This window comes from Barrientosiimonas humi, assembly GCF_006716095.1.
Classification (GTDB): Bacteria; Actinomycetota; Actinomycetes; order Actinomycetales; family Dermatophilaceae; genus Barrientosiimonas; species Barrientosiimonas humi.
On the sequence record NZ_VFOK01000001.1, the window covers coordinates 1631587 to 1656020 of the forward strand.

18 protein-coding genes are annotated in these 24434 nt (G+C 70.5%); 4 read left to right on the forward strand and 14 right to left on the reverse strand.

Annotation, left to right across the window (positions count from 1 at the left end; genetic code table 11):
• The 7 genes from alaS to FB554_RS07660 all read right to left on the reverse strand — a co-directional run bounded on the left by alaS (position 1) and on the right by FB554_RS07660 (position 10714).
• Positions 1 to 2712, reverse strand: a complete 2712-nt coding sequence (gene alaS, locus FB554_RS07630; protein WP_142005414.1) for an alanine--tRNA ligase — start codon at positions 2710 to 2712, stop codon at positions 1 to 3.
• Positions 2713 to 2799: 87 nt separating this feature from the next.
• The gene (locus FB554_RS07635) at positions 2800 to 3876 is read right to left on the reverse strand and encodes an ABC transporter ATP-binding protein (RefSeq protein ID WP_142007498.1); all 1077 of its coding nucleotides are present in this window, start codon (positions 3874 to 3876) and stop codon (positions 2800 to 2802) included.
• Between the two features lie 58 nt (positions 3877 to 3934).
• A complete protein-coding gene (locus FB554_RS07640) occupies positions 3935 to 5020 on the reverse strand; it encodes an ABC transporter ATP-binding protein (protein WP_142005415.1) in 1086 nt (361 codons plus the stop codon).
• A complete protein-coding gene (locus FB554_RS07645) occupies positions 5017 to 6006 on the reverse strand; it encodes an ABC transporter permease (RefSeq protein ID WP_142005416.1) in 990 nt (329 codons plus the stop codon). The genes FB554_RS07640 and FB554_RS07645 overlap by 4 nt, the downstream gene beginning before the upstream one ends.
• Before the next feature lie 117 nt (positions 6007 to 6123).
• Positions 6124 to 7881, reverse strand: a complete 1758-nt coding sequence (locus FB554_RS07650) for an ABC transporter substrate-binding protein (protein ID WP_142005417.1) — start codon at positions 7879 to 7881, stop codon at positions 6124 to 6126.
• 116 nt (positions 7882 to 7997) lie between these two features.
• Positions 7998 to 9008 carry an ABC transporter permease gene (locus FB554_RS07655; RefSeq protein WP_142005418.1) on the reverse strand — a complete coding sequence of 337 codons (1011 nt, stop codon included), beginning with the start codon at positions 9006 to 9008 and terminating at the stop codon, positions 7998 to 8000.
• Positions 9009 to 9154: 146 nt separating this feature from the next.
• Positions 9155 to 10714 carry a replication-associated recombination protein A gene (locus FB554_RS07660; RefSeq protein ID WP_170206809.1) on the reverse strand — a complete coding sequence of 520 codons (1560 nt, stop codon included), beginning with the start codon at positions 10712 to 10714 and terminating at the stop codon, positions 9155 to 9157.
• A 182-nt stretch (positions 10715 to 10896) separates the two neighbouring features.
• On the opposite strand from FB554_RS07660, the gene FB554_RS07665 reads away from it, so the two are divergent.
• Positions 10897 to 11697: a GNAT family N-acetyltransferase gene (locus FB554_RS07665; RefSeq protein WP_142005419.1), complete on the forward strand. Its 801-nt coding sequence runs from the start codon at positions 10897 to 10899 to the stop codon at positions 11695 to 11697.
• A gap of 119 nt (positions 11698 to 11816) precedes the next feature.
• Here FB554_RS07665 and FB554_RS07670 read toward each other — a convergent pair whose 3' ends face one another.
• The 4 genes from FB554_RS07670 to FB554_RS07685 form a co-directional block, all read right to left on the reverse strand.
• Positions 11817 to 13250, reverse strand: coding sequence for an HNH endonuclease signature motif containing protein (locus FB554_RS07670; protein ID WP_142005420.1), 1434 nt, complete (start codon positions 13248 to 13250; stop codon positions 11817 to 11819).
• Positions 13251 to 13436: 186 nt separating this feature from the next.
• Entirely contained in the window at positions 13437 to 14057 is a 621-nt protein-coding gene (locus tag FB554_RS07675) for an HAD family hydrolase (RefSeq protein WP_142005421.1), read from the reverse strand.
• Positions 14038 to 15948 carry an aspartate--tRNA ligase gene (gene aspS, locus FB554_RS07680; protein ID WP_142005422.1) on the reverse strand — a complete coding sequence of 637 codons (1911 nt, stop codon included), beginning with the start codon at positions 15946 to 15948 and terminating at the stop codon, positions 14038 to 14040. The genes FB554_RS07675 and aspS overlap by 20 nt, the downstream gene beginning before the upstream one ends.
• Positions 15949 to 16238: 290 nt before the next feature.
• Positions 16239 to 16619, reverse strand: coding sequence for a YchJ family protein (locus FB554_RS07685; RefSeq protein WP_236022333.1), 381 nt, complete (start codon positions 16617 to 16619; stop codon positions 16239 to 16241).
• Positions 16620 to 16674: 55 nt separating this feature from the next.
• Here FB554_RS07685 and argG point away from each other — a divergent pair, with 55 nt between their 5' ends.
• Positions 16675 to 18093 carry an argininosuccinate synthase gene (argG, locus tag FB554_RS07690; protein WP_142005423.1) on the forward strand — a complete coding sequence of 473 codons (1419 nt, stop codon included), beginning with the start codon at positions 16675 to 16677 and terminating at the stop codon, positions 18091 to 18093.
• 91 nt (positions 18094 to 18184) lie between these two features.
• On the opposite strand, the gene FB554_RS07695 is transcribed toward argG, so the two are convergent.
• Positions 18185 to 19585, reverse strand: coding sequence for a sugar porter family MFS transporter (locus FB554_RS07695; RefSeq protein WP_236022334.1), 1401 nt, complete (start codon positions 19583 to 19585; stop codon positions 18185 to 18187).
• An 80-nt stretch (positions 19586 to 19665) separates the two neighbouring features.
• Between FB554_RS07695 and arfB the strand changes: the two genes are divergently transcribed.
• Together arfB and FB554_RS07705 are read left to right on the forward strand one after the other, a co-directional pair.
• Complete coding sequence (arfB, locus tag FB554_RS07700; RefSeq protein WP_142005425.1) at positions 19666 to 20091, forward strand: alternative ribosome rescue aminoacyl-tRNA hydrolase ArfB; 426 nt, start codon at positions 19666 to 19668, stop codon at positions 20089 to 20091.
• An 84-nt stretch (positions 20092 to 20175) separates the two neighbouring features.
• Positions 20176 to 22614, forward strand: coding sequence for an ATP-binding protein (locus tag FB554_RS07705; protein ID WP_142005426.1), 2439 nt, complete (start codon positions 20176 to 20178; stop codon positions 22612 to 22614).
• A 32-nt stretch (positions 22615 to 22646) separates the two neighbouring features.
• On the opposite strand, the gene FB554_RS07710 is transcribed toward FB554_RS07705, so the two are convergent.
• The gene (locus tag FB554_RS07710; RefSeq protein WP_142005427.1) at positions 22647 to 23654 is read right to left on the reverse strand and encodes a penicillin-insensitive murein endopeptidase; all 1008 of its coding nucleotides are present in this window, start codon (positions 23652 to 23654) and stop codon (positions 22647 to 22649) included.
• Complete coding sequence (locus FB554_RS07715; protein WP_211344550.1) at positions 23642 to 24385, reverse strand: D-Ala-D-Ala carboxypeptidase family metallohydrolase; 744 nt, start codon at positions 24383 to 24385, stop codon at positions 23642 to 23644. The genes FB554_RS07710 and FB554_RS07715 overlap by 13 nt, the downstream gene beginning before the upstream one ends.
• Between the last annotated feature and the right edge of the window lie 49 nt (positions 24386 to 24434).

Consider the following 24434-nt stretch of genomic DNA (forward strand, 5'->3'; position numbering starts at 1 on the left):
TCAGCTGCCCGACGTGACCGTCTTGCCGACGGCGTGCTCGACCTGCTGCAGCGCCTCGGGGCGCTTCGCCGGGTCGCTGCCGCCGCCTTGGGCGAGGTCGGGCTTGCCGCCCCCGCCGCCACCGAGCGTGCCGGCCGCGAGCTTGACCAGGTCGCCCGCCTTGACGCCCCACTCGCGCGCGAGCGCGTTGGTCGCGACGACGACGACCGGCCGGGCTCCGCCACCGGCGACCGCGACGACCGACGGCTGCTGCTCGCCGAGCCGGCCACGCAGGTCGAGCGCCAGCTTGCGCGCGTCGTCGGCCGGCAGGTCGCCACCGTCGTGACCGACGAACCGCACGCCGTAGACGTCCTTGGCCGCCTCGACCAGCGAGCCGGCCTGGGCGAGCACCTGCTGCTGGCGCAGCGTGCTGACCGCCCGCTCGGCCTCCTTGACGCGGTCGAGCAGCTCGCTCACCCGCTGCTTCAGCTCGCCCGGCTGGGCCTTGACCAGCTGGCTGAGCTCGGAGACCAGCGCCCGCTCCGAGGCCAGGAAGCGCAGCGCGTCCATGCCGACGTACGCCTCGAGCCGGCGCACGCCGGACCCCACCGAGCTCTCCCCGGTGAGGGTGAGCGCGCCGACCTGCGAGGAGTGCGCGACGTGGGTGCCACCGCACAGCTCGCGCGACCACGGGCCGCCGATCTCGACGACGCGCACCTGCTCGTCGTAGGTCTCGCCGAACAGTGCGAGCGCGCCCATCTCCTTCGCCTGCGGCAACGTCATGAACGCAGCCGACACCGGAAGGTCTTGTCGCACAGCGAGATTCGCGACCTCCTCGATCTCGCTGCGCGTCTCGGGCGAGAGCGCGGAGTTCCAGGCGAAGTCGAGCCGGAGGTATCCCGGCTTGTTGTACGAGCCCGACTGCAGCGCCGACGGACCGAGCACCTGGCGCAGCGCGGCGTGCACCACGTGCGTGCCGGAGTGCGCCTGGCAGGCCGAGACGCGCCACTCGGGGTCGACCTGCGCCTGCACGGCGTCACCCACCGCGACCGGCCCGTCGACCGCCTCGACGGTGTGCACGATCAGGCCCTTCACCGGGCGCTGCACGTCGCGCACCCGCAGCCGTCCCTGCGGCGTGACGATGACGCCGTCGTCGGCGATCTGACCACCGGACTCGGCGTAGAACGTGGTGCGGTCGAGCACCAGCTGACCGGTCTGCCCCGGGTTCAGCTCGGGCACCTGCGCACCGTCGAGCACCAGGCCGGTGACGGTCGCCTCCGCGTCGAGCGCGTCGTACGCCAGGAACTCGGTGGCGCCCCGCTCGCGCAGCTGCTTCCAGACCTCGGTGTCGGCGTGGCCGGACTTCTTGGCCTTCGCGTCGGCCTTGGCCCGGTCGCGCTGCTCCTGCATGAGCCGGCGGAAGCCCTGCTCGTCCACCTGGACGCCCTGCTCCGCGGCCATCTCGAGGGTGAGGTCGATCGGGAAGCCGTACGTGTCGTGCAGCTGGAACGCCTGCGACCCGCTGAGCGCGGGGCCGGCTGCGCTGCCGCTCGCCTCGGTCTTGGCGCGGCCGACCGCGCTGTTCAGGATCGTGGTGCCCGCCTCGAGGGTGCGCCGGAAGGCGGTCTCCTCCGCGTAGGCGATCTGGCTGATGCGCGGGAAGTCGGTCTTGAGCTCGGGGTAGGACTGGCTCATCCGCTCCATGCTCACCGGGAGCAGCTGCGGCAGCGCGGGCTCGGCGTACCCGAGGAGGCGCATCGCGCGCACGGCGCGGCGCAGCATCCGGCGCAGGACGTAGCCGCGGCCCTCGTTGCCCGGCGTCACGCCGTCGCCGATGAGCATGAGCGAGGAGCGCACGTGGTCGGCGACCACGCGCAGGTGCACGTCGTCGGGGTGGCTGTGCGCCGCGTCGTGCTGGGAGTGCGCGCCGTACTCCTTGCCGGTGAGCTCCGCGGCCTTCTCCAGGACGGGGTAGACCTCGTCGATCTCGTACAGGTTGTCCACGCCCTGCAGCACGCTCGCGATGCGCTCCAGGCCCATCCCGGTGTCGATGTTCTTGGCCGGGAGCGGACCCGCCACGTCGAAGTCGGACTTGCTGCGCACGGCCGACAGCTCGTCCTGCATGAAGACCAGGTTCCAGATCTCCATGTAGCGGTCCTCGTCGACCGCCGGCCCGCCCTCGGTGCCGTACTCCGGGCCGCGGTCGTAGAAGATCTCCGAGCTCGGGCCGCCCGGGCCGGGCACGCCCATCGACCAGTAGTTGTCGTTCTCGTCGCGCCGGACGATCCGCTCCTCGGGGATCCCGATGACGTCGCGCCAGATGGCGTGCGCCTCGTCGTCGTCGCGGAAGACAGTCGGCCAGATCCGCTCGGGGTCCAGGCCGTAGCCGCCCTGCGACTGGTGGGTGGTGAGCAGCCCCCAGGCCAGCTCGATCGCGCCCTGCTTGAAGTAGTCGCCGAAGGAGAAGTTGCCGTTCATCTGGAAGAACGTGCCGTGCCGGGAGGTCTTGCCGACCTCCTCGATGTCACCGGTGCGCACACACTTCTGCACGCTGGTCGCGAGCTGCCACGGCGGGGTCTGCTGCCCGAGGAGGTACGGCTTGAACGGCACCATCCCGGCGTTGACGAACAGCAGGTTCGGGTCGTCGTAGATCAGGGGTGCGCTGGGCACCACCGCGTGTCCGTGCTGCTCGAAGTAGCGCAGCCAGCGGCGGCGGATCTCAGCGGTTTCCATGGGTGTCCTTCGAGGTGGTGCAACGAGCGCGAAAAGTCGCGCCCGACCCTATCGCGAGGGTCGGGCGCGACGACGAGCGGATATTCGCTACGCGGGAATGTCCTCGGTGCTGACCACCAGGTCGCTGCGCTTCTCGGCGAAGTGGCAGGCGATCAGGTGCTCGGGACCGCTGGTGGGCTTGGACTCCAGCGCCGGCTCCTGCTCGGCGCAGATGTCCTGCGCCTTCCAGCAGCGGGTGCGGAAGCGGCAGCCGCTCGGCGGGTCGATCGGGCTCGGCACGTCACCCTCGAGCCGGATGCGCTCCGGCGGGGTGGCGCCGCGCACGACGTTGAGGTCGGGCGCCGCCGACAGCAGCGCCTGGGTGTAGGGGTGCTCGGGCGCCTGGTAGATGTCCTCGCGGTCGCCGATCTCCATGATCTTGCCGAGGTACATCACGGCCACGCGGTCGCAGAAGTGCCGGACGACGCCGAGGTCGTGCGCGACGAAGATGAACGCCAGGTTCAGCTCCTTGCGCAGCTTCTCCAGCAGGTTCATCACCTGCGCCTGGATCGACACGTCCAGCGCCGACACCGGCTCGTCGGCCACGATCAGCCGCGGCTCGACCGCGAGCGCCCGGGCGATGCCGATGCGCTGGCGCTGACCACCGGAGAACTCGTTGGGGTAGCGGTTGACGTGCTCGGGGTTGAGCCCGACCAGCTCCAGCAGCTCCTGGACCCGCGCCTTGCGCTTGTTCTTCGGGACCAGGTTGTGGATCTCCAGCGGCGTGCCGACGATCGTGTTGACCGTCTGCCGCGGGTTCAGCGACTGGTAAGGGTCCTGGAAGATCAGCTGGATGTCGCGCCGCATGGGGCGCAGCTCGCTCTCCTTGGCGTGCGCGATCTCCTTGCCCTCGAACCGGATCGACCCCGACGTCGGCTCGAGCAGCCGGGTCACGAGGCGACCGGTCGTGGTCTTGCCACAACCCGACTCCCCCACCAGGCCCAGCGTCTCGCCGGGCGCGACGTCGAAGGAGACGCCGTCGACCGCCCGCAGGTTCAGCTTGGTGGGCAGCACCCCGGTGTACTCCTTGATCGGGAAGTGCTTCACCAGGTCGGTGACCTCGAGCATGGGCTTACGGCTCTGGTCACGACGCGGGTGCACGATCGGCTCGTCGGTCGTCGACATCGCGCCCATCGCCGTCGCGCCGGTGCCCCGCTCGGTCATCTGCTCCTCGTTCACGTTGTCACTCAAGGGTCGCCGCCACCTCGGTCTCGAAGATCTCCGCCGGATTCTGCAGGTGGCACCTGGACGTGCGCGTGGTGTCACCCTCGCGCACCGCCAGCTCCGGCAACGTCGTCACGCACGCCTCGCCGACCCGGTCCCGGAAGTCGCACCGGGGGTGGAACGAGCACCCGGTCGGCAGGTTGATCAGCGACGGCGGCAGGCCGCGGATGGTGCGCAGGTTGCCGCCCTGCGACGACAGCTTGGGCACCGAGCCCAGCAGACCCCAGGTGTAGGGGTGACGCGGGTTGGCCAGCACCTCGTGCGCCGTGCCGTGCTCGACGGCGCGGCCGCCGTACATCACCATCACGTCGTCGGCCACCTCGGCGACCACGGCGAGGTCGTGGGTGATCAGCACGATCGCCGAGCCGAACTCCTTCTGCAGGTCTCCCAGCAGGTCCAGGATCTGCGCCTGAACCGTGACGTCGAGCGCGGTGGTCGGCTCGTCGGCGATCAACAGCTTGGGGTCGTTGACCAGCCCGAGCGCGATCATCGCGCGCTGGCGCATACCGCCGGAGAACTCGTGCGGGTACTGCTTGGCGCGCCGGCCCGGGTTGGGGATGCCGACCCGGTCGAGCATCTCGACCGAGCGATTCATCGCCACCTGCTTGGACACCTTGTGGTGCGCGAGGTAGGCCTCGGCGATCTGCGGCCCGATCTTCTTGAACGGGTGGAACGAGCTCTGCGGGTCCTGGAAGATCATCGACGCCGTGGAGCTGCGCACCCGTCGCAGCAGCGACGGGGAAGCGCCCACCAGCTCGGTGCCGTCCAGCTCGATCGAGCCGCTGATCCTGGTCCGCTGCGGGTCGTGCAGGCCCATCACGGCCATGCTCGACACGCTCTTGCCGGAGCCGGACTCACCGACGATCGCCAGCGTCTTGCCCATGTCCAGCGAGTAGCTCAGGCCGTTCACGGCGTTGACCAGGCCGTCGGCGGTCGGGAACTGCACCGTGAGGTCCTTGACCGTCAGGATGCGCTCGCCGCGCTGGCCCAGGTGGCCCTCGTCGGCCGGGACGCCGGCCGTCTCGGTGGTGTTGGTCTCGGTCATGACAGCTTCACGCGGGGGTCCACCACTCCATACAGCAGGTCGACGATGATGTTGGCCACCACCAGCAGGACCGAGCTCACGATCACGATGCCCGCGATGACCGGGAGGTCACCCTGGGAGTAGGCGAGGATGGTCCGGGTGCCCATCCCAGGCAGGTTGAACACGCGCTCGGTGAAGATCGCACCGGTCAGCTCGGCCGCGACACCGAGGCCGAGCAGGGTCACGAACGGCGCGATGGCCGCGCGCAGGGCGTGCTTGAAGGTGACGTCGAACTCCGAGATGCCCTTGGACCGGGCGGTGCGCACGTAGTCCTGCGCCTGGGTGTCGATCATCGAGGCTCGGATGTATCGGATGTAACCGGTCGAGGTGATCGCGCCGTAGAACAACCAGACGCCGAGGAGCCCGACGAACCAGCCCCACGGGCTTTGCGTCAGCGGGGTCCACGTCGCTTCAGGGACCAGACCGGTGTACTTCATACCGTAGAGATAGAAGATCACGGCGAGGATGTAGTACGGGATCGCCGAGATGAACTGCGAGCTGCCGACGATCAGCTTGTCGACCCATTTTCCTCTCTTGCGCGCACAGAGCACGCCGAGCGAGATGCCCATGATCGAGTACACGACCATGCCGCCGGCAACGACGGAGACCGTCACGGGGAAGGCTTGCTTCACGATGTCGGTGACCGACCGGTTCTGCACGTAGGACCAGCCGAGGCAGGGCGCCTCACAGTCCCGGGCGCCGCCACCGTCGCTCTCCTTGGTGCCGACGACCAGACCCTTGACGTAGCGGGTGAACTGCTCGGTCTTGGGCTTGTCCAGCCCCAGGTTCTGCTCGATCTGAGCCGCGCGCTCAGGGGTGCACTGGCGTCCGCACAGCGCCGTCGTCGGGTCGTTCGGCCCGACGAAGAAGAGGATGAACGTCGCGACGATGGCCGCGAGCACCACGCTCAGGCCGAGCAGGACGCGTCGCGTCAGATAGATGAGCACCGCAGATCACACACTTCCTCGTGCGAGAAGGACGAAACGACGATAGTTCGAATCTTGGGCTCACGTCGGGGGCAGGACGTGGAAATCCTGCCCCCGACGCGAGCGATCAGGTCAGCGTCAGCCGACCCAGATCAGAGTCAGGTCCGGGAAGCCCTGGTTCGGGTCGATCTGGACGTTGTTGACCTTCGAGCCGAAGATCGCCGAGCCCTTGCTGTAGTTCGTCGGCAGGGCCGGCAGGACCGTGTCGCGCAGCTTCTTGTCCAGCGCACTCCACTTCGGGCCCTGCTGCTCGAGCGGCAGCTGGGAGATGTCGCTCATCTCCTTGTCGAGGGCCTTGTCCTTGATGTTGCCGACGCCACCGTTGATGGGCAGCGTGCTGGCGAACAGCGGCGGGTAGATCGAGTCACCGGCCGGCCAGTCGTAGCACCAGCCGCGCGTGCCCTGCATCAGGTTCACGTTGTGGTTGGTCTCGATGCGCTTCTTACGACCCTCGGTGCTTGCGATCGGGATCGACTTGACCTTGAAGCCGGCAGCCTCGAGCAGCGGCTTGCGCACGGCCTCGACCTTCTTGGCCGTGTCGTCGTCGCTGGAGTAGTAGTACGACAGCTCGAAGCCGCTCTTGCCCGCCTGCTGCAGCATCTGCTTCGCCTTGGCCGGGTCACCCTTGCCCTGACCGGTGAGGCCGGGAGTCTCGGTGTAGTTGAAGCCGGGCACCTGCGGGGAGCCGTAGCTCTTGGCCGGGGCGTAGTCGAACGTGGTCTCGCCACCCGCGATGCGGATCTGGTCGTACGGCCAGGCAGTCATGATCGCCTTGCGCACCTCGAGCGGGATGGTGACCGTGTCCATCGTGATGTAGCTGACACAGTTCGACGGGCCGGTCGCGACCTGGTTCTTCTTCGGGCCGAGCACCTGCTGCAGGATCGAGGCGTCCACACCGTCGTACGACGCGGTCGTCTGGTCACTGCCGTTGTCGGCCATGATCGCCTTGGCGGTGGTCGGGATGTCCCGGTTGAAGTTGAAGACGATCCGGTCGGGGTACTGCGTGCGCGACGGGTCGGACTTCGCGTCCCAGTTGGTGTTCTTGACCAGGGTCAGCTTCGAACCCTTGCTGTAGGACTCGATCTTGTAGGGGCCGGTGGCCACCCACTTCAGCTGGTAGTTGGTCTTGGTGTCCTTGGCCTTCGGCACCGGGCTGAACATGGTGAACGCCGCGAAGTAGGGCAGCGTCTGCATCGGCTTCGACAGGTTGAAGGTGATCGTGCCGGCCGCGTCGTCGGCGGTCACGCCGGCGTAGTTCTCACCGGACTTCCACGGACCCTTGTACTTGTCGCCGTCCTTGAAGTACTCGTTCTGGAAGGTCGGCCCGCCGGGCATCTCCTCCTGGGCGAACGAGCGCTTCACCGAGTAGGCGATGTCGGACGCCTTGATCGGCGTGCCGTCCTCGTACTTGATGCCCTTCTTCAGCGTGAACTTCCAGGACAGCTTGTCCGAGGAAACCTGGCCGAGGTCGGTCGCGAGGTCGGGCACCAGCACCGACTTGTCGCCGCGCATGGCGTACGAGGTCAGCGTGCGGGTGGTGAGCTTGTGGATGCCCGCGACGTCCTGGTAGTACTGCGTCGACGGGTCGGTGTTCTCCGGGATGGCGTTGACGTTCCACGTCAGCGTGCCGCCCGACTTCGCACCCTGGACCGTCACCGGACCCTTGGCGTTGGGCTCGAAGCCGGCGCTCGCCGGGACCTTGGTGAAGTCCTGGTTGTTGGCGGCGTTGGGGTCGGCGGTGGTGCTCGAGGAGCTGCCGCCCTCGGACCCGCCGCTGCACGCGGCGAGAGAGAGCGAACCCGCTGCCGCGAGGGCGACAACCTTGGTCCAGCGCATGGATTTCTCCTTCTGAGATCCCTCCCGGTCTTGTGCTGCCGGGAGTGGTGTGTGGGATGTGTTTTCAGTTGTGTCGAGCAGAGACTGCGGCGCGGCCCCGTCCGCGCGTGCCGCGGCTAGCGGCGGGTCTGCGGGTTGAACGCGTCGGAGACGGCGTCACCGAACAGGCTCAGGGCGAGCACCAGCAACGCGATGCTCAGAGTCGGCACCCACATGTAGATCGGATAGGTCTCGAACGAGGACTGCGCGCTCGCGATCGTCTGGCCCCAGGAGATGGTCGGCGGCTGCAGCCCGATGCCGAGGAACGACAGGCCGGCCTCGATGGAGATGAACGCGGGGATCATCACGGTGTAGTTGACGATGATCGGGCCGAGCAGGTTGGGCAGCATCTCCTTGAACAGCACCCGCCGTGACGGGGCGCCGAGCGCACGCGAGGCCTGGACGAACTCCCGCTCGCGCAGCGACAGCACCTCACCGCGGATGAGTCGGCACAGGCTCGGCCAGCCGAAGACGACCAGGATCGTGACGAGCGAGGCCATACCGATGAGCGCCCGTTTGTCGTCCTCGATGAAGCCACTGGCGTCGGGGCTGCCGAAGCGCGCCATGGCGATCGGGACGATGGCGAACGCCATGATCAGGAACGGCAGGGAGAGCAGGAAGTCCACCCACCAGGAGATGACGCGGTCGACCCAGCCGCCGAGGAAGCCGGCGAGCAGGCCCATGGTGATGCCGATGAGCAGCGTCATCGTCGCGGCAAAGATGCCGACCAGGAGGCTGGGACGAGCTCCGTGCACCCAGCGGTAGAACAGGTCGCGGCCGGTCTGCGGCTCGACGCCCAGCGGGTGGTCGGGGGTCGAGGTGATGGTCGGGAGCGTCGTCGTCGGGTCGATCAGCAGCACGTCCGGCTGGTCGTTGACCCCGACGATGTTGGTGATCTGGGTCTGGAAGATCGCCATCAGGACGAACAGCGTGATCACCACGAGGCAGACGATGGCGATCTTGTCCTTGCGCAGCCGCTCCAGCGCGATCTGCGTCGGCGACTTACCCTCCCGCGGCGCAGGCCCTTCAAGGGCGACGTCTTCGCCTTCTGCGACAGCGGTTTGCTCCGCTCCCGGCGGGATGCTCATGCGGCCTCCGTGACCTCACTCGGACAGCCGTTGTAGGCCATCCGTTCACCTCTGGACAGTGACGCCGCCCGTCCCCCGTGGTTCGACGCCGGGTTCACAGTGCCACAGCGTGAGACGGCTCACTCCGAGGGAGCGATCAGGGTCACTCAATCGTTATCTTGCGGTCGCCCCTGGGTCTCGCCGCGAATCGTCCGGCGCAGCGTCGTCCAGCGCGGACCGATGCGCTCCTCCCACCCGCGATCGGTCGGGTGGTAGTAGTCCGCCACCTCGGCGAGGTCGTCGGGGAGGAACTGCTGCGGCCCCACGCCACCCGGCTCGTCGTGGCTGTAGCGGTACCCCTTGCCGTGGCCGAGCTGTTCGGCGCCGGAGTAGCTCGAGCCGCGCAGGTGCACCGGGACGGCACCGCCCTTGCCGGCCCGCACGTCCGCGATCGCGGCGTTGATGCCGCTGTAGCTGGCGTTGGACTTCGGCGCCAAGGCGTTGTGAACCACGGCCTGGGCCAACACGATTCGCGCCTCGGGCATCCCGATCTGCGCCACCGCGTGCATCGCGGCGACGGCGGTCTGCAGCGCCGTGGGATCGGCCATGCCGACGTCCTCGCTGGCCGCGATCACGATGCGCCGCGCGATGAATCGCGGGTCCTCGCCCGCCTCGAGCATGCGCGCGAGGTAGTGCAGCGCCGCGTCCACGTCGCTCCCCCGCATCGACTTGATGAGCGCGCTCGCGACGTCGTAGTGCTGGTCGCCGGCCCGGTCGTAACGCACAGCCGCCACCGCCAGCGCCTGCTCGAGAGTCTCCAGCGAGATCGGGACGGGCGAGCCGTAACCGCCCGAACCTCCACTGCCAGAACCGGCCGAACCTCCTTGTCGCGCAACGTCTTCCGCGACTCCCGCGGCCGCCTCGAGCGCGGTCAGCGCCGCCCGCGCGTCACCGCCGGACAGCCGCACCAGCTGCGCCTTCGCGTCGTCCGCGAGGGCGAATCTGCCTGCCAGGCCTCGTGATTCGGTGAGTGCGGCATCGATCAGGGCGGCGACGTCGTCGTCGCTCAGCGACTGCAGCCGCACCAGGATCGAGCGCGACATCAGCGGCGAGATGACGCTGAACGAGGGGTTCTCCGTCGTGGCGGCGACCAGCACCACCAGCCGGTTCTCGACCCCTGGCAGCAACGCGTCCTGCTGCGCCTTGCTGAACCGATGGATCTCGTCGAGGAACAGCACGGTCTGCCGGCCGTACAGGTCTCGATCACGTGCCGCCTGATCCATCACGGCGCGCACGTCCTTCACGCCTGCGTTGATCGCCGACAGCTCCACGAACGCCCGACGAGGCGTCGCCCGGCCAGCCTCGCGACCTGCGCCCCCCGGCTCCCCCGCAAGGTCCTGTTCTCCCGCGCGGTTCTGTTCCCGCGCACGGTCCTGTTCCCCACCAGAGGTCCGTTCTCCCGCACGGTCGTGCTCCCCCGCACGCGCCACGAGGTGCGCCAGGGTCGTCTTCCCGGTGCCGGGCGGGCCCCACAGGATCGCCGACACCGGCCCGGCGGCGCCCTGCACGCCCTCGACCAACCGGCGCAGCGGACTTCCCTGCCGCAGCACGTCGCCCTGCCCGCGCACCTCGTCCAACGACCGCGGCCGCATCCGCACCGCGAGCGGCGCCGACGCCTGCGCCGCCCCGGACTCCGTCGCCGCACTCGAGAACAGGTCATCGCTCACGCCGACACGCTAATGACCAGCACACACAACCCCACCGACGCCCCGGCGCCCACCGCGCGCTGCGTAGCGCGTGCTGCGACACGGGCACACACACGGGCCCCGACGGCCCACCACGCGCTGCACGCTGCGGCACGGGCACCCCACGGACGTCCCGGCGACTCCCGCGTGCTGTGATCTGCCTCGTGCAGCACGTGGACGTCGAACCGCTGGAAGTCGCGCCGGAGCCGATCACCACCCAGCGGGCGCTCGAGAAAGCCAGCCAGCACGACCCGTACGTGCTCTACGACGGGGCGCTGGCCTCCGGTGACACGGGCTACCGCTGGGGCAGCGCCTACGCCCTGCGCACCATGCCGCACTCCCCGCGGCGACGCGGGCCCCGCGGCACCGTGCTCGGCCCCGACGATGCCGACGCCGCCGAGCTGCTGGCGTGGATCGCCCGCACGCGTCCGTGGGGCGACCTCGCAGGCATCTCGGTCGAACGACACCGCGAACCCACGCTGCACGAGCACTTCGTCGTCGGTGACGGCGGCAACTGGGACTGGTGGTGGAGCACGGTCGCGCCGCCACGGACCCCCGGCCAGGACCTGGTGGTCCCGCTCGACGACACCGCCGACGCCCAGGCCATCACGGCGCTCAACGAGATCGGCAACCCGACCGCCGAGTCGGAGCCGGGCACGGGACGCACCGAGCTGTGGGCCGGCATCCGCGACGAGCTGGACCCGTCCCGCGTCATCGCCGCGGCGGCGCTGCACCGCTCGCGGACCGGCCACGGAGTGCTGACCGGCATCGTCGTCGACCCGGCCCACCGAGGCCGGGGCCTCGGCCGCGCCGTCACCGCCGCGCTGACCCGCGGCTGCATCGAGGCGGACGGCGTGGCGACGCTCGGGATGTACGCCGACAACGACACGGCCCGCAGCCTCTACAGCAGCCTCGGCTACCGCGTGGCCCACGAGTTCGCGAGCCGCGCCATCACCCCGCGCTGACCAGTGCCCTCCGCGCTCGCTGCCGGCAATCGGGCAGCGGCCACCCGCCAGGGTCCGTGGGCGCACCTGAACCCGGGTCGGCACCGCAGCGCTCACCGTCGTCACCATCTCGCTCTCCCCTACTCGCGTCGGTGGATCTGGACGGTCTTGCGGCCGTCGGGGCCGGTGGTGATGGTGGCCCGGGTGCCGGGTTTGTGGATGTCGCGGTGGTCTCGCCCGCACAACGGGACCGCGTGCTCCAGGTCGGTGGCCCCGCCCCTGGACCAGGGATGCTCGTGGTGCAGCTCGGTCCAGGCGAACGGGCTGTCACACCCCAGCACCGCGCACTGGTCATACCTCGTAGCCAGCGCGGTCCGTTGCGCCTCGCTGAAGAACCGTTTCGCCCGACCCAGGTCCAACGGCTGCGACGCCCCGCCCAGCACCACCGGCACGATCCCGGCGTTGCACGCCAACCGGCGCGCGTCCCCCGCGGAGATGTCGTGCCCGGTGTCCAGATGCGCCGCGGCCAGATCCGCCACCAGCTGCTCCCGGGTCATCGTCACCACCACGGTCGCGGCGACCTTGCCGGGCAACCGATCGGTCGGCAGATGCTCCAACAGCTCCACCAACGCCAGGCCGTACCGGTGCGGCCAGTCCACCCCCACCCACGACCCCCGCCCAGCGCGGCCGTCCGCGGCAGCCGCGGCGCCGGCCGAGGCCGTGCCGCTGGCCGGGGCCGGTGCGCTCCTCGCAGCGCCGGTGGCCGTGGCCCCGGCGCGGGTAACCCCGTCGCCGGTCGCGCCCGCGGCGCCGGTGCCGGTGGTGCTGCCGCGGCGGGGCGCGGCGAGCTGTTGCACGGCCTTGCGCAAGATGTCCCCGGCCAGGCGGGGCAGCACGAACGACCCGGACACCGTGCCGTCGCTGTTGTCATGCATGCTCAACCGGCACCGGCCCAACGCCGAGGCTTCCTCCCCGCGCAGGACCTGGTCCTCGTGCTCATCGACCGCCTGCTGATCGGGCTCGACCACGGCCAGCGCCCGCCGGGCCGCACCCCGCAACCGGGCCGGGCTCATCCGGGCCGCGTCAGCGACCAGTGACGCCTCGACCCGCGCCACCTGCTCCGCGGTCAAACCTTCGGGCAGCTGCTTGATCGCCCACGCGATCACTGCCGCGTGCTCCGGCGACACCGCCCCCTCGGCCAGGGCCTGCCCGGTCACCGGCAGCACCGACTCCAACGTCTCAGCCAGGTCGGCCTCCCGGGTCGCGGCACCACCGGTGGTGTGCGTCCGGCTCGCCAACCACGCCCCGGTCGTGGAGAACCCCGACCGGCGCGCGACCTGAGACCGGTTCGCGCACGCCACCAACCGCAGCCGCAACGAGGCCACCCGCCGGGACAGACGCTCCACCTCCGAGACCGCCCGCCCGACCGCGTCCGCCTCGGCGACCACCGTCGCGTCCGGCTGATCACCCAGGGCGTCCAACGTCGCGTGCAGCTGCGCCAACGCCGCCGCCACCGTCAAACGCTCCGGGACAACACCCCCGGTCGCCGGTTCCACCGTCGTGGTCGCGGTCATGGCCTTCACCCCCCTGGTGAATCGCACTGATGTTCGATACCAGGAACACTAGACCCGGCCACCGACAAGCCCCCCGAACCCGCGCCATACCGGGGAAATCTCGGTGAACCAGGGTCTCGATACGGCCTCGCCCCTCGGCCTACTCGACCGCCGTGTTGTCGGCCTGCTCGACCGGCTTGAGCCGGCCTACGTGCGTATGCCTGCCTCGCGCAGGATGCGGCGCAGGCCGGCCACCCCAGCTGCGGGATCGTGGCGGTAGGCGCGGATGCCGAGCGTGCTCGCGGTCTCGACGTTCGCCGCGGAGTCGTCGATGAAAACCGTTGCGGCAGCGTCGATCCCGAGCTTGTCGAGCACGATCTCGAAGTATGCCGGCGAAGGCTTCATCGCCCCCAGCTCGCTGGAGTAGAACACCCCGTCGAAATGCTCGTCGTAACCCAGCGTCTCGCGCATGAACCGTACGCGGTGGTCCTGCTGGTTGGTGGCCAGGTAGCACGGCGTCCCCGCGGCGCGCACCTGCGCAATCAGCTCGAACGCCGCACCGTCGACGTCGATGTCGTCCCACAGCGACAGCACGTCGTCGGCGTCGACGCCCAGCGCCCTCCCCTGCAGCACCTCGGCCACGGCGTCGCGGAACGGCCGCTCCCCGCGAAGCGGCGCGAGCTCAGCCTCGAACACCGCGTCGGCGAACCCCTCTCCCCCGATCGCCGTGAGCCGCTCGAACCACCCGACCCGGGCGTGCTGCAGGACGCCGTCGGCGTCCCACAGCACGGCCCGGGCGAGCGGAACGTCAGTTCCCTTGCGTGCCAACGCTGTTCGACTCCGGCTCGACTCCGTCGGTCGCGCCCGGCCCTGTGTCCGAGCCGCCGGCCGAAGCCGCACCCGAAGCCGCGCCCGAGCCCGCGCCCGAACCCGCCTTCCCCGCGTCGCCCTTCGGCTCCGGCTTCGCGTCGACCCCAGCCTCCTTGCGCTGCTGCGCCGTGATCGGAGCCGGTGCGGCGGTCAGCGGGTCGTAGCCACCGCCCGACTTCGGGAACGCGATGACCTCACGGATCGAGTCGGTGCCGGCGAGCAGCGCGCAGATGCGGTCCCAGCCGAACGCGATGCCGCCGTGCGGCGGCGCGCCGAACGCGAACGCGTCGAGCAGGAAGCCGAACTTCTCCTGCGCCTCCTCCTCCGACAGGCCCATCACCGCGAACACTCGCTCCTGAATGTCCTTGCGATGAATGCGGATCGAGCCACCGCCGATCTCGTTGCCGTTGCAGACCATGTCGTAGGCGTAGGCCAGCGCCTCGCCCGGCTCCTGGTCGAACGTGTCGAGGAACTCGGCCTTCGGCATGGTGAACGCGTGGTGCACCGCGGTCCACTTGCCCGACCCGACGGCCACGTCACCCGAGGCGACCGCGTCGGCAGCCGGCTCGAACAGCGGCGCGTCGAGCACCCAAAGGAACGACCAGGCGTCCTCGTCGATCAGCCCGACGCGCCGACCGATCTCCAGCCGCGCGGCGCCCAGCAGCGCCCGCGACGACTTCGCGTCACCGGCGGCAAAGAAGATGCAGTCACCCGGCTTGGCGCCGACATGCGCTGGCAGCGCAGCCTTTTCGGCGTCGGACAGGTTCTTCGCGACGGGCCCGGTGAGCTCGCCCTCCTCCGTGAGCAGGACGTACGCCAGCCCCTTGGCTCCGCGCTGCTTGGCCCACTCCTGCCACGCGTCCAGCTGCCGCCGCGGCTGGCTCGCGCCGCCGGGCATGACCACCGCACCGACGTACGGCGCCTGGAACACCCGGAACGTCGTGTCGGCGAAAAGCTCTGTGCACTCGGTCAATTCGTTGCCGAAGCGCAGGTCGGGCTTGTCGGTGCCGTAGCGCGCCATCGCCTCGGCGTAGGTCATCCGCGGGAACGGCGTCTCGATCTCGACACCGATCACCCGCCACAGCGCCTTGGCGATCGCCTCGCCCAGCTCGATGACGTCCTCCTGGTCGACGAAGGACAACTCGATGTCGAGCTGGGTGAACTCCGGCTGCCGGTCGGCGCGGAAGTCCTCGTCGCGGTAGCACCGCGCGATCTGGTAGTAGCGCTCCATCCCCGCCACCATGAGCAGCTGCTTGAACAGCTGCGGGCTCTGCGGCAGGGCGTACCAGCTGCCCGGAGACAGCCGCGCCGGCACCAGGAAGTCGCGCGCGCCCTCCGGCGTGGAGCGGGTCAGCGTCGGCGTCTCGATCTCCACGAAGTCGCGCTCGGCGAGCACGCTGCGCGCGGCCGCGTTGACCTTGCTGCGCATCCGGATCGCCGCGCCCGGCTCGGGCCGGCGCAGGTCGAGGTAGCGGTACTTCAGGCGAGCCTCCTCGCCGACCGTCACCCGCTCGTCGATCTGGAACGGAAGCGGCGCGGACTCGCTGAGCACGTCGATGTTCTCGGCGACGACGTCGATCTCGCCGGTGGGCAGCTCGGAGTTGACGTCCTTGGCCTCGCGCGGCCGGACGGTCCCGGTGACCTGGATGCAGTACTCGTTGCGCAGCCCGTGCGCGGCACCGGTCAGCACCTCGTCGCGGGCCACCACCTGCACCACGCCGCTGGCGTCGCGCAGGTCGAGGAAGGCCACGCCCCCGTGGTCGCGGCGGCGGGCCACCCAGCCCGCCAGGGTCACGGTCGTCCCGGCGTCACCGGCACGCAGGCTGCCGGCGTCGTGCGTTCGCATCATGTGCGTCGTCCTCTCGGATCAGGTTCTGCCAAGAGGACACCGCTGGAAGCTCAGGGCGCCCCTTGTGCAGGACGGCAGCCCTGGAGGTGTGGGCGGGGGCCAGATCGCGGTGCCACCACACCTTCGCCGAGGGATCCTCGGCCTCTCGTCGGTACGCCGGACGCGCGGCCCCCGGCTGCCTCACCACCGACCGTGGTCGGGTGAGCCGGGCGGGTCGTCACGCCGCCACCAGGTGCACCTCCAGGGTAGGCTGCCGGCCGCCCCGGCGCGAACCCGAATCCGAGCTCGGCTCAGTCGCCCTGATCGTCGAGGTAGAACCACCGGCCCGCGCGTCGCTCGAACCGGCTGCGCTCGTGCATGGTGCCGCTGTCGTGCGTCGCCGTGAACTCCACGACACCCGCACCATCGTCGGCCCCGCCGTCACGAACGTCGTTGATCTGCAACGAGATCCACCGCACGCTCGGGTCGATCACCACGTCGACCGGGCGAGTCTTCGGGTGCCACGTCCGCCACAGGTGCTCCCGGTTGCCGTAGACGTACGCCGTGTAGCGCGAGCGCATCAGCTCCTCGGCGGTCTCGGCCAGCCGCTCGGTGCTCAGCAGCGGGCCGCAGCACTCGGCGAAGGTCTTGCCGGAGCCGCAGGGGCAGGGGTCGGGCACGGGATCGCTCACGTCCACAACGTAGCCACCCGCGCGGCCGCGCGCCGCCCGCAACTACCCTGGCCGCGTGTCCAAGGTATTGACGTCCCTCCCCGCCGGCGAACGAGTCGGCATCGCGTTCTCCGGCGGCCTCGACACGAGCGTCGCGGTGGCGTGGATGCGCGACAAGGGCGCCGTCCCGTGCACCTACACCGCCGACCTCGGCCAGTACGACGAGGACGACATCGAGTCGATCCCCGGCCGCGCGGGGCAGTACGGCGCGGAGCTGTCGCGCCTGGTCGACTGCAAGCCGCAGCTGGTCGAGGAGGGCCTGGCCGCCATCGCCTGCGGCGCCTTCCACATCCGCTCCGGCGGACGGACGTACTTCAACACCACTCCCCTGGGCCGCGCGGTGACCGGCACCCTGCTCGTGCGCGCGATGGCCGACGACGACGTCTCCATCTGGGGCGACGGCTCGACCTTCAAGGGCAACGACATCGAGCGGTTCTACCGCTACGGCCTGCTGGCCAACCCGGCGCTGCGCATCTACAAGCCGTGGCTCGACGCGACGTTCGTGACCGAGCTCGGCGGCCGCCAGGAGATGTCGGAGTGGCTCGTCGAGCACGGGCTGCCCTACCGCGACTCGGCCGAGAAGGCGTACAGCACCGACGCCAACATCCTCGGCGCCACCCACGAGGCCAAGACGCTCGAGCACCTCGACACCTCGCTGGAGACCGTCGACCCGATCATGGGCGTGAAGTTCTGGGACGAGTCGGTCGAGATCCGCCCCGAGGACGTCACGATCCGCTTCGAGCGCGGCCGCCCCACCACGATCAACGGCGAGACCTTCGACGACGTCGTCGCGCTGATGCACGAGGCCAACGCCATCGGCGGCCGCCACGGGCTCGGCATGAGCGACCAGATCGAGAACCGCATCATCGAGGCCAAGTCGCGCGGCATCTACGAGGCGCCGGGCATGGCCCTGCTGTTCACGGCGTACGAGCGGCTCGTCGCCGCCGTGCACAACGAGGACACCATCGCGGCCTACCACAACGACGGACGCCGGCTCGGCCGCCTGCTCTACGAGGGCCGCTGGTTCGACCCGCAGTCGCTCATGCTGCGCGAGGGACTGCTGCGCTGGGTCGCCTCGGCCGTGACCGGCGAGGTCACGCTGCGCCTGCGCCGCGGCGAGGACTACACCATCGTCGACACCCGCGGCGAGACGTTCTCCTACCACCCCGACAAGCTGTCGATGGAGCGCACCGACAACGCCGCGTTCGGCCCGACCGACCGCATCGGCCAGCTCACGATGCGCAACCTCGACATCGCCGACACGCGCGCCAAGCTCGAGCTGTACGCCGGTCAGGGCAGCCTCGCGCAGCGCGACACCTCGGTGCTCGGCGAGCTCGAGCCCGGTGGCGCCCAGCGCATCGCGGCCAACCCCGCGGTCGACGGCGACGAGGACGACGCGCTCGACGACGCCGCGATGGAGTTCGGCGCCGACTGAGCCTCGGAGCCGCGCGACGGACCGGCACAACGGTCGAAGAACCGCCCCACCGAGGCCTGTCGGTGGCGTTGTGCCGGTCCGGAGACCGGCGTCAGCGGGTGCGCCCCGCCGACGCCTGCAGGTCCGCGTCGATCTCCTCGAGGCTGCGGCCCTTCGTCTCGGGCATGCGTCGCCAGAGGAACACCAGCCCCAGCAGGGTGAGCACGGCGTACAGCGCGAACAGGCCGGACTCCCCGATCGCCGAGATCAGCGTCAGCACGGTGAAGGCGATGACCATGTCGAGGCCCCAGTGCGTGGCCGAGCCGAGCGAGGCGGCCTTGCCGCGGATGGGCGTGGGATAGACCTCGGAGTTGACCAGCCAGATGGCGACACCGAGGCTCGCGGCGAACGCGGCGATGTACACGCACAGCGCCACGACCACCAGATATCCCACGATCCCGTCGCGGCTCGGCAGCAGGTAGAGCACGGTCAGGGCGACCAGGGCGCTGAGCACCGCAGCGGTGCCGCCGAGCAGCAGCGGGCGCCTCCCCCAGCTGTCGATCCGGCGCAGCGCGACGAACGTGACGAGCATGTTGACCAGCCCGATCCCGACGGTCGACAGGATCGCGCCGGAGCTGCCGAAGATCTCCTGCAGGATCGTCGGCGCGTAGTAGATCACCGCGTTGACGCCGGCCAGCTGGTTGACCGCGGCGACACCGACGCCGAGCATCAGCGCCGGCCGCAGCCGCGGCCGCCGCAGGTCGGCCCAGCCCCAGCGCGACTCCTCCTTGGCCGCCTCCTGGATCTCGTAGACCTCCCGCTCGGCCTCCTCGACCGACCGGCTGCCGAGCAGCACCTCGCGCGCTTCCTGCGGGCGCCCCTGGTTGATGAGCCAGCGCGGCGACTCCTGGGCCCCGAGCATGCCCACGAACATGGCGACGGCCGGCACCGCGGCGAGCGCGAGCATCCACCGCCAGCCCTCGATCGGGGAGAACGCGAACCCGACCAGGTACGACGTGAAGATGCCCACCGTGATCATGAACTGGTTCATCGACACCAGGCCGCCGCGCCGCTCCTTCGGCGCCAGCTCGGCGATGTAGAGCGGGACGCACACCGACGAGATGCCGATCGTGACGCCGAGGACGAACCGCGCGACCACCAGCGTCCCGGTGCCTGGAGCGATGCCGGAGAGCACCCCGCCGATCGCGAACACCGCCGAGGCGATCAGCAAGGTGGTGCGCCGGCCGAGCCGGTCGGCGACCGCCCCGCCGGCGAGCGCACCGATCAGCGCGCCGACCAGCAGGATCCCGACCACGAACTGCTGCCCGTTGTCGTCGAGCCCGAAGTCGTCCTTGAGATAGATCAGGGCACCGCCGATGACCCCGGTGTCGTACCCGAAGAGGAACCCACCGAGCGCAGCGACTGCCGTCGCCAGCCCGATCCCGCGCCGCCTGGGGTTGTCCTCGTATCCGGGAGACTCCTGGCCTCCACGACCCCGACGCGTCCCGCTCACCATGCCGTCCTCCGTGCCGAGAATGTCGAGCCTCCCAGCGTACGAAAACGCCAGCTCTGCAAGGGATCTAGGCTGCACGCGTGGCTGAGGACCTCGTCGTGACCGACCAGCTGGTGATACCGGCGGTCGAGCTGCGCGAGCGCTTCTCCCGCAGCTCCGGGCCGGGCGGGCAGGGGGTCAACACGGCCGACTCACGGGTCGAGCTGACCCTCGACCTGAGGCGCTCCCCCTCGATCCCCGACCCGCTGCGCGCGCGGATGCTCGCCAGGCTGGGCAACCGGTTGGTCGACGGCGAGCTCACGATCGCCGCCAGCGAGCACCGCGGCCAGCTCGCCAACCGGCGCGCCGCCCGCGAACGGCTGGCCCAGCTGCTGCGCGAGGCCGCGGCTCCACCTCCCCCGAGGCGCCGACCGACCAAGGCCACCCGGGGATCGAAGGAGCGGCGGATCGCCGCGAAGAAGTGGCGCGGCGAGGTGAAGCGCAACCGCAGCCGCCCGGCGGATTAGCCGCAACCGACCTGGCCCGCCGGCCGACCGACGACCTAGGGTGAGCGTCGAGAACGTCGGTGCGCAACACGGGGAGGCGGCCGGATGGCCCACGAGTTCGGCCCGTTGCTGCGCTCCCTCCGCCGCCAGGCCGGGCTGACCCAGGAGCAGCTGGCCTTGGCGTCAGGGCTGAGCGTCGACGGCATCGGGGCGCTCGAACGCGGCCATCGGCTTCGTCCCCGTCGCGACACGATCTCCCTGCTGGTCGCGGCGCTGGGCCTCGACCAGGACGACGCCGCCACGTTGCAGTCCGCGGCCGTCCCCCCGCGCCGCAAACCCCCGCGCGCGGCCGAGCGTCGCCGCGTCGGATGGACCGGAACTCCGCACCAGCTGCCGGCTGCTCCCTCGGTGCTGGTCGGACGCGAGACGCTCGCGTCCGACATCGAGTCCAGCCTGACCGGACCGACGGGTCGTGCCGGCGCACGCCCGCGCGTCGTCGCGCTCACCGGCATGGGCGGCATCGGCAAGACCGCGCTGGCCCTCGTCGTCGCGCACCGTGCGGCACCGCAGTTCCCGGACGGCCAGCTCTACCTCGACCTGCGGGGGCACGGCAGGGCAGCCGGGCTCTCGCTCACCGACGCCCTCGCCCACCTCCTGACCTCGCTCGGGCTGCACGCCGACGACGTCCCCGTCGACGAGGACCGAGCCCTCGCTGCCTACCGCACCCGCACCAGCGGCTCACGCCTGCTGGTGGTCCTCGACAACGCCCGCGACGCCGCCCAGGTCGATGCCTTGCTGCCGAGCGGTTCCGAGAACGCGGTCGTGGTCACCTCGCGCGCCAGTCTGGGCGCCCAGCTCGAGGCGCGGCAGCATGCCCTCAGCCCGCTCCCTGAGGACGTGGCTCGCGAGCTGTTGGCCGAGCGCGTCGGCCACCAGCGCATGTCATCCGACGAACCCGCGAGCCGAACAGTGATCGCCAGCTGCGCCGGGCTTCCACTCGCCCTGCGCATCGTGGCCGCTCGGATGCAGGCGAGGCCGCAGTGGGCCGTGTCCGACGTGGCACAGCGGCTTGCCGATCGCGACACCCGACTCACCGAGCTGGACAGTCAGGGCCTCGCCGTGGCGACTTCGCTCGGCGACTCGGTCGACCAGCTGCGGGGCAGCCCCGACCCGACCGACCAGGACGCCGCGGAGCTGTGGCTGACCATGGGCGTCATGCCCGCGCCCCAGGTGGGCCTGAGCGGCATCTCGCACGCCTGTTCCTGGCCGCCCGACCGGACCGAGCGGGCCGTCGAGCGTCTCGCCGAGGTGAGCCTGCTGGAGGAGCCCGCGCCCGGCCGGTTCCGGATGCACGACCTGGTTCACGACCTGGCCCACCGCCGAGCAGGCGCTGAGCTCGGCCGAGCCGAGCAGGACGTACGTCGGCGTGCGGCGCTCGCGCACTACGTCGCTCTCGCGTGGCGCAGCCGCAGCCTCGTGCGGTCCACCCCAGAGGGGTTCGACGACGACTCCATCACCGCCGGTATGGACCCGGAGTGCTCGCCCCGCGACTGCCTGGCCGTGATCGACGAGGAGTCCGAGCAGCTGCTCCGGCTCCTCGACGAGGCGGGTGACGACGACAAGAGCGCCGAGCTGATCCCGCTGCTGGCACTGGGGTTGGTCTCCTTGTTCGTCACTCGGGTCGACAACACCCGGTGGGCCGACACCCTGGCCTTCGCCCTGGATCGCGTGCCGCAGGAGGCGACCGACGCACGGGTGTGGCTGCTGCAGGACCTCGCCATGGCGCACTCGGGACGCGGCCAGCACGACCTTGCCCTGCGCAGCGCCGAGCGCGCCGCCGACCTGGCCGGTGCCACCGGCCGCCGCGAGGCCGAAGCGGCTGCGCTGAACGCCTGCGCCATCGCGCTGCGGCGGCTCGGGCGGCTGACCGAGGCCCTCGACGTGTGCGGCCGCGCGCTGGTCCTCTTCGAGCGGGAGGGCGACGTCCGGGGTCAGGCGATCGGACTGCGTGACATGGGGCAGCTGCACTTCCAGAACGGCGACCTCGAGACCGGGATCGGCTTCGCGCGCCGGTCGCTGGCGATCTACGAGCAGATCGACGTGCCCCGCGGGCTCACGATGTCCCACCTCAACCTGGGGGTGATGCTGCGCGAGCGAGGCGACCTCACCGACGCGCTGCACCACCTTGCTCTGGCGGTCTCGCTCAGCCGTGACGTCGGCGACCTGGCGCTGGAGACCGAGGCGCTGGACGAGCTGGGCGAGTGGCACCTGCTCGCCGGGGACGCCCGCGAGGGCATCACCGTGCTCCGGGACGGCCTCGCGGTCATCGCCGACCACGGCAGTGGGCAGTGGGAGGCGAGCATCCGGCGACGCCTCGCGATCGCCCTGGAGAGCCTGGGCCGCCCGGCCGAGGCCGACGAGCAGTGGGGCGCGGCACTGCGCATCTGCGAGCAGCGCAGCGAGTCGGACCAGGCCGCACAGCTGCGGCAGGAATGGGCTCGCTGCCGCGCGGAGCGAGCACCGGCGAGCCGGGACGGGACCTGACCCCGCCCCGGCTCACCGATCACCTGCTCGCGTCAGCGGTAGCGCACGTGCAGATGGTTGTCGTGATTGTCGTACCGCGTGGTGAGGCCCTCGCTGATCAGCACCGGGTCGTTGAAGAAGATCAGCGCAACCCGGTCACCGGGCGCGGTCTCCCGGATGGCCTGGACGAGCCGTCGGGTGGCTGCCCGGTCGTACGTCGGCGACTCCCAGGTGATCCGGCCGGCGCTGCACTGGGCACCGTCGGTCCGGATCGGCCACACGTCGATGTCCACGCCGAGCTCGTGACTCACGTGCCCAGCGATGTCGCCGCCGTGCTCGTGGCTGATGTCGCCGAAGGGCACCTTGCCTTGTCCCGTGGTGGCGAACTGCCTTGCGGCTGCCTCGAACTGGCCGATCGACGAACCGGTCCCCCAGTTGGCGTCGGTGTTGCCGTCCGGGTCCTGGTCGCAGATGTTCGTCGTCGAGGGCTTGGCGTAGTGCCAGGCGAGCGCCTTCCAGGTCGCGGCGTCCACCACCCCGGTCGGCGCCACCCGAGCGTGCGACTGGAAGGCGGTGACCGCGGCCCGGGTGCCGGGCCCGAACATGCCGTCCACCTGCAGCCCGGCACCACGCTTCTTGTTGAGCAGCACCTGCACGGCCCGAACGGCCGAGGCGTTGCTGCCGGACGCGACGTCTGACGTCAGCTCGCCCCAGGTGAGCGGACCGACCTTGCCGTCCGGCTCCAGCCCGTGCGCCGTCTGGAAATCCTCGACCGCGGTCTGGGTTCCGGGACCGAAGACACCGTCAGCGGTCACCCCAGGATGCCCCGCCGCCTGCAGCAGGTACTGCACCGCCTGCACGTCGACCCCACGGTTGAACCGTTGGACCTGAGGGAAGGCGACCACGGGCGTCGCAGCCGTCACCGCCGTGTCCGCCGGGGGCGGGGCCGCCGACGCCTGAGCGCCACCCGCGCCGAGCGCCCCGGCCCCGACGACCATCGCCAGGGTCAGGGACGCCGCCGCCCGGGAACCGCGGCCGCGCACGGCAATCAGATCCCGCATTCCGGAGCCTTCCAGGTGTTGGCGTCCCAGTAGTCGACGTGCACGTGGTTGCTGTGGCCGGGGTAGCCCGGGCCCTTGATGCCGCCGTAGCCGGCGTACCGCGCCTGCCGCGCGATGTTGCAGTAGGTGAGCCCCGAGGTCGGCACCAGATCGAGCGCGCGCCCGGTCAGGTGCTGGCTGTCCGAGCTGCCCCCGCTGGCACTGTTGCAGGCGCTGTCCCGGAAGCCCGACGTCACGTTGAGCGGCTTGTCACCGAGCTGCCGACGCAGCGCCTGGGCCTGCCACATCGAGCGGCGCAGGTTCTCCTTCACCGACGCGCTGCCGGTGAAGCCCTTGCCGCAGTTCTTGCTGACCTCGGCGTAGGTGAAGTTGATCGGGGTGCAGTCCGAGTCGGTCAACGAGCGCAGCTTGGCGATCGTCGCTGTTCCGGCCTGCCCACTCTCCTGGGCCGTGACCGTGATGCCGTACGCCTTCTGGAACCGGGCGACAGCCTTCTGGGTCTGCGGTCCGTAGCTGCCGTCGACCAGCATGATGTCGTCGTACTCGACCCACCCGGCGAGCCGCTTCTGCAGCTCGGTCACTCCGGCCCCGGTGTCGTAGCGCTTCAGCGTGGTCCACGACTCGCAGGCCTGGGCGGCCGAGGCCTCGCCGGCCGTCGCCACCCCCAGCCCTGCCATCCCGAGCGCGAGCGCGGCCGTTGCGGTCAGCCGCTTCGTCATCTGTCGGTTCATCACGATCATCCCTTCCTGAATGAGGTGGGACCAGCGTGTTCGGGTCGCA

Excerpts from the sequence above, each read along its gene's own strand:
- alaS (WP_142005414.1), bottom strand. The coding sequence starts at position 2,712 with ATGGAAACCGCTGAGATCCGCCGCCGCTGGCTGCGCTACTTCGAGCAG.
- FB554_RS07635 (WP_142007498.1), bottom strand. The coding sequence starts at position 3,876 with ATGTCGACGACCGACGAGCCGATCGTGCACCCGCGTCGTGACCAGAGC.
- FB554_RS07640 (WP_142005415.1), bottom strand. The coding sequence starts at position 5,020 with ATGACCGAGACCAACACCACCGAGACGGCCGGCGTCCCGGCCGACGAG.
- FB554_RS07650 (WP_142005417.1), bottom strand. The coding sequence starts at position 7,881 with ATGCGCTGGACCAAGGTTGTCGCCCTCGCGGCAGCGGGTTCGCTCTCT.
- FB554_RS07655 (WP_142005418.1), bottom strand. The coding sequence starts at position 9,008 with ATGAGCATCCCGCCGGGAGCGGAGCAAACCGCTGTCGCAGAAGGCGAA.
- FB554_RS07670 (WP_142005420.1), bottom strand. The coding sequence starts at position 13,250 with ATGACCGCGACCACGACGGTGGAACCGGCGACCGGGGGTGTTGTCCCG.
- aspS (WP_142005422.1), bottom strand. The coding sequence starts at position 15,948 with ATGATGCGAACGCACGACGCCGGCAGCCTGCGTGCCGGTGACGCCGGG.
- FB554_RS07705 (WP_142005426.1), top strand. The coding sequence starts at position 20,176 with ATGGCCCACGAGTTCGGCCCGTTGCTGCGCTCCCTCCGCCGCCAGGCC.
- FB554_RS07710 (WP_142005427.1), bottom strand. The coding sequence starts at position 23,654 with ATGCGGGATCTGATTGCCGTGCGCGGCCGCGGTTCCCGGGCGGCGGCG.
- FB554_RS07715 (WP_211344550.1), bottom strand. The coding sequence starts at position 24,385 with ATGAACCGACAGATGACGAAGCGGCTGACCGCAACGGCCGCGCTCGCG.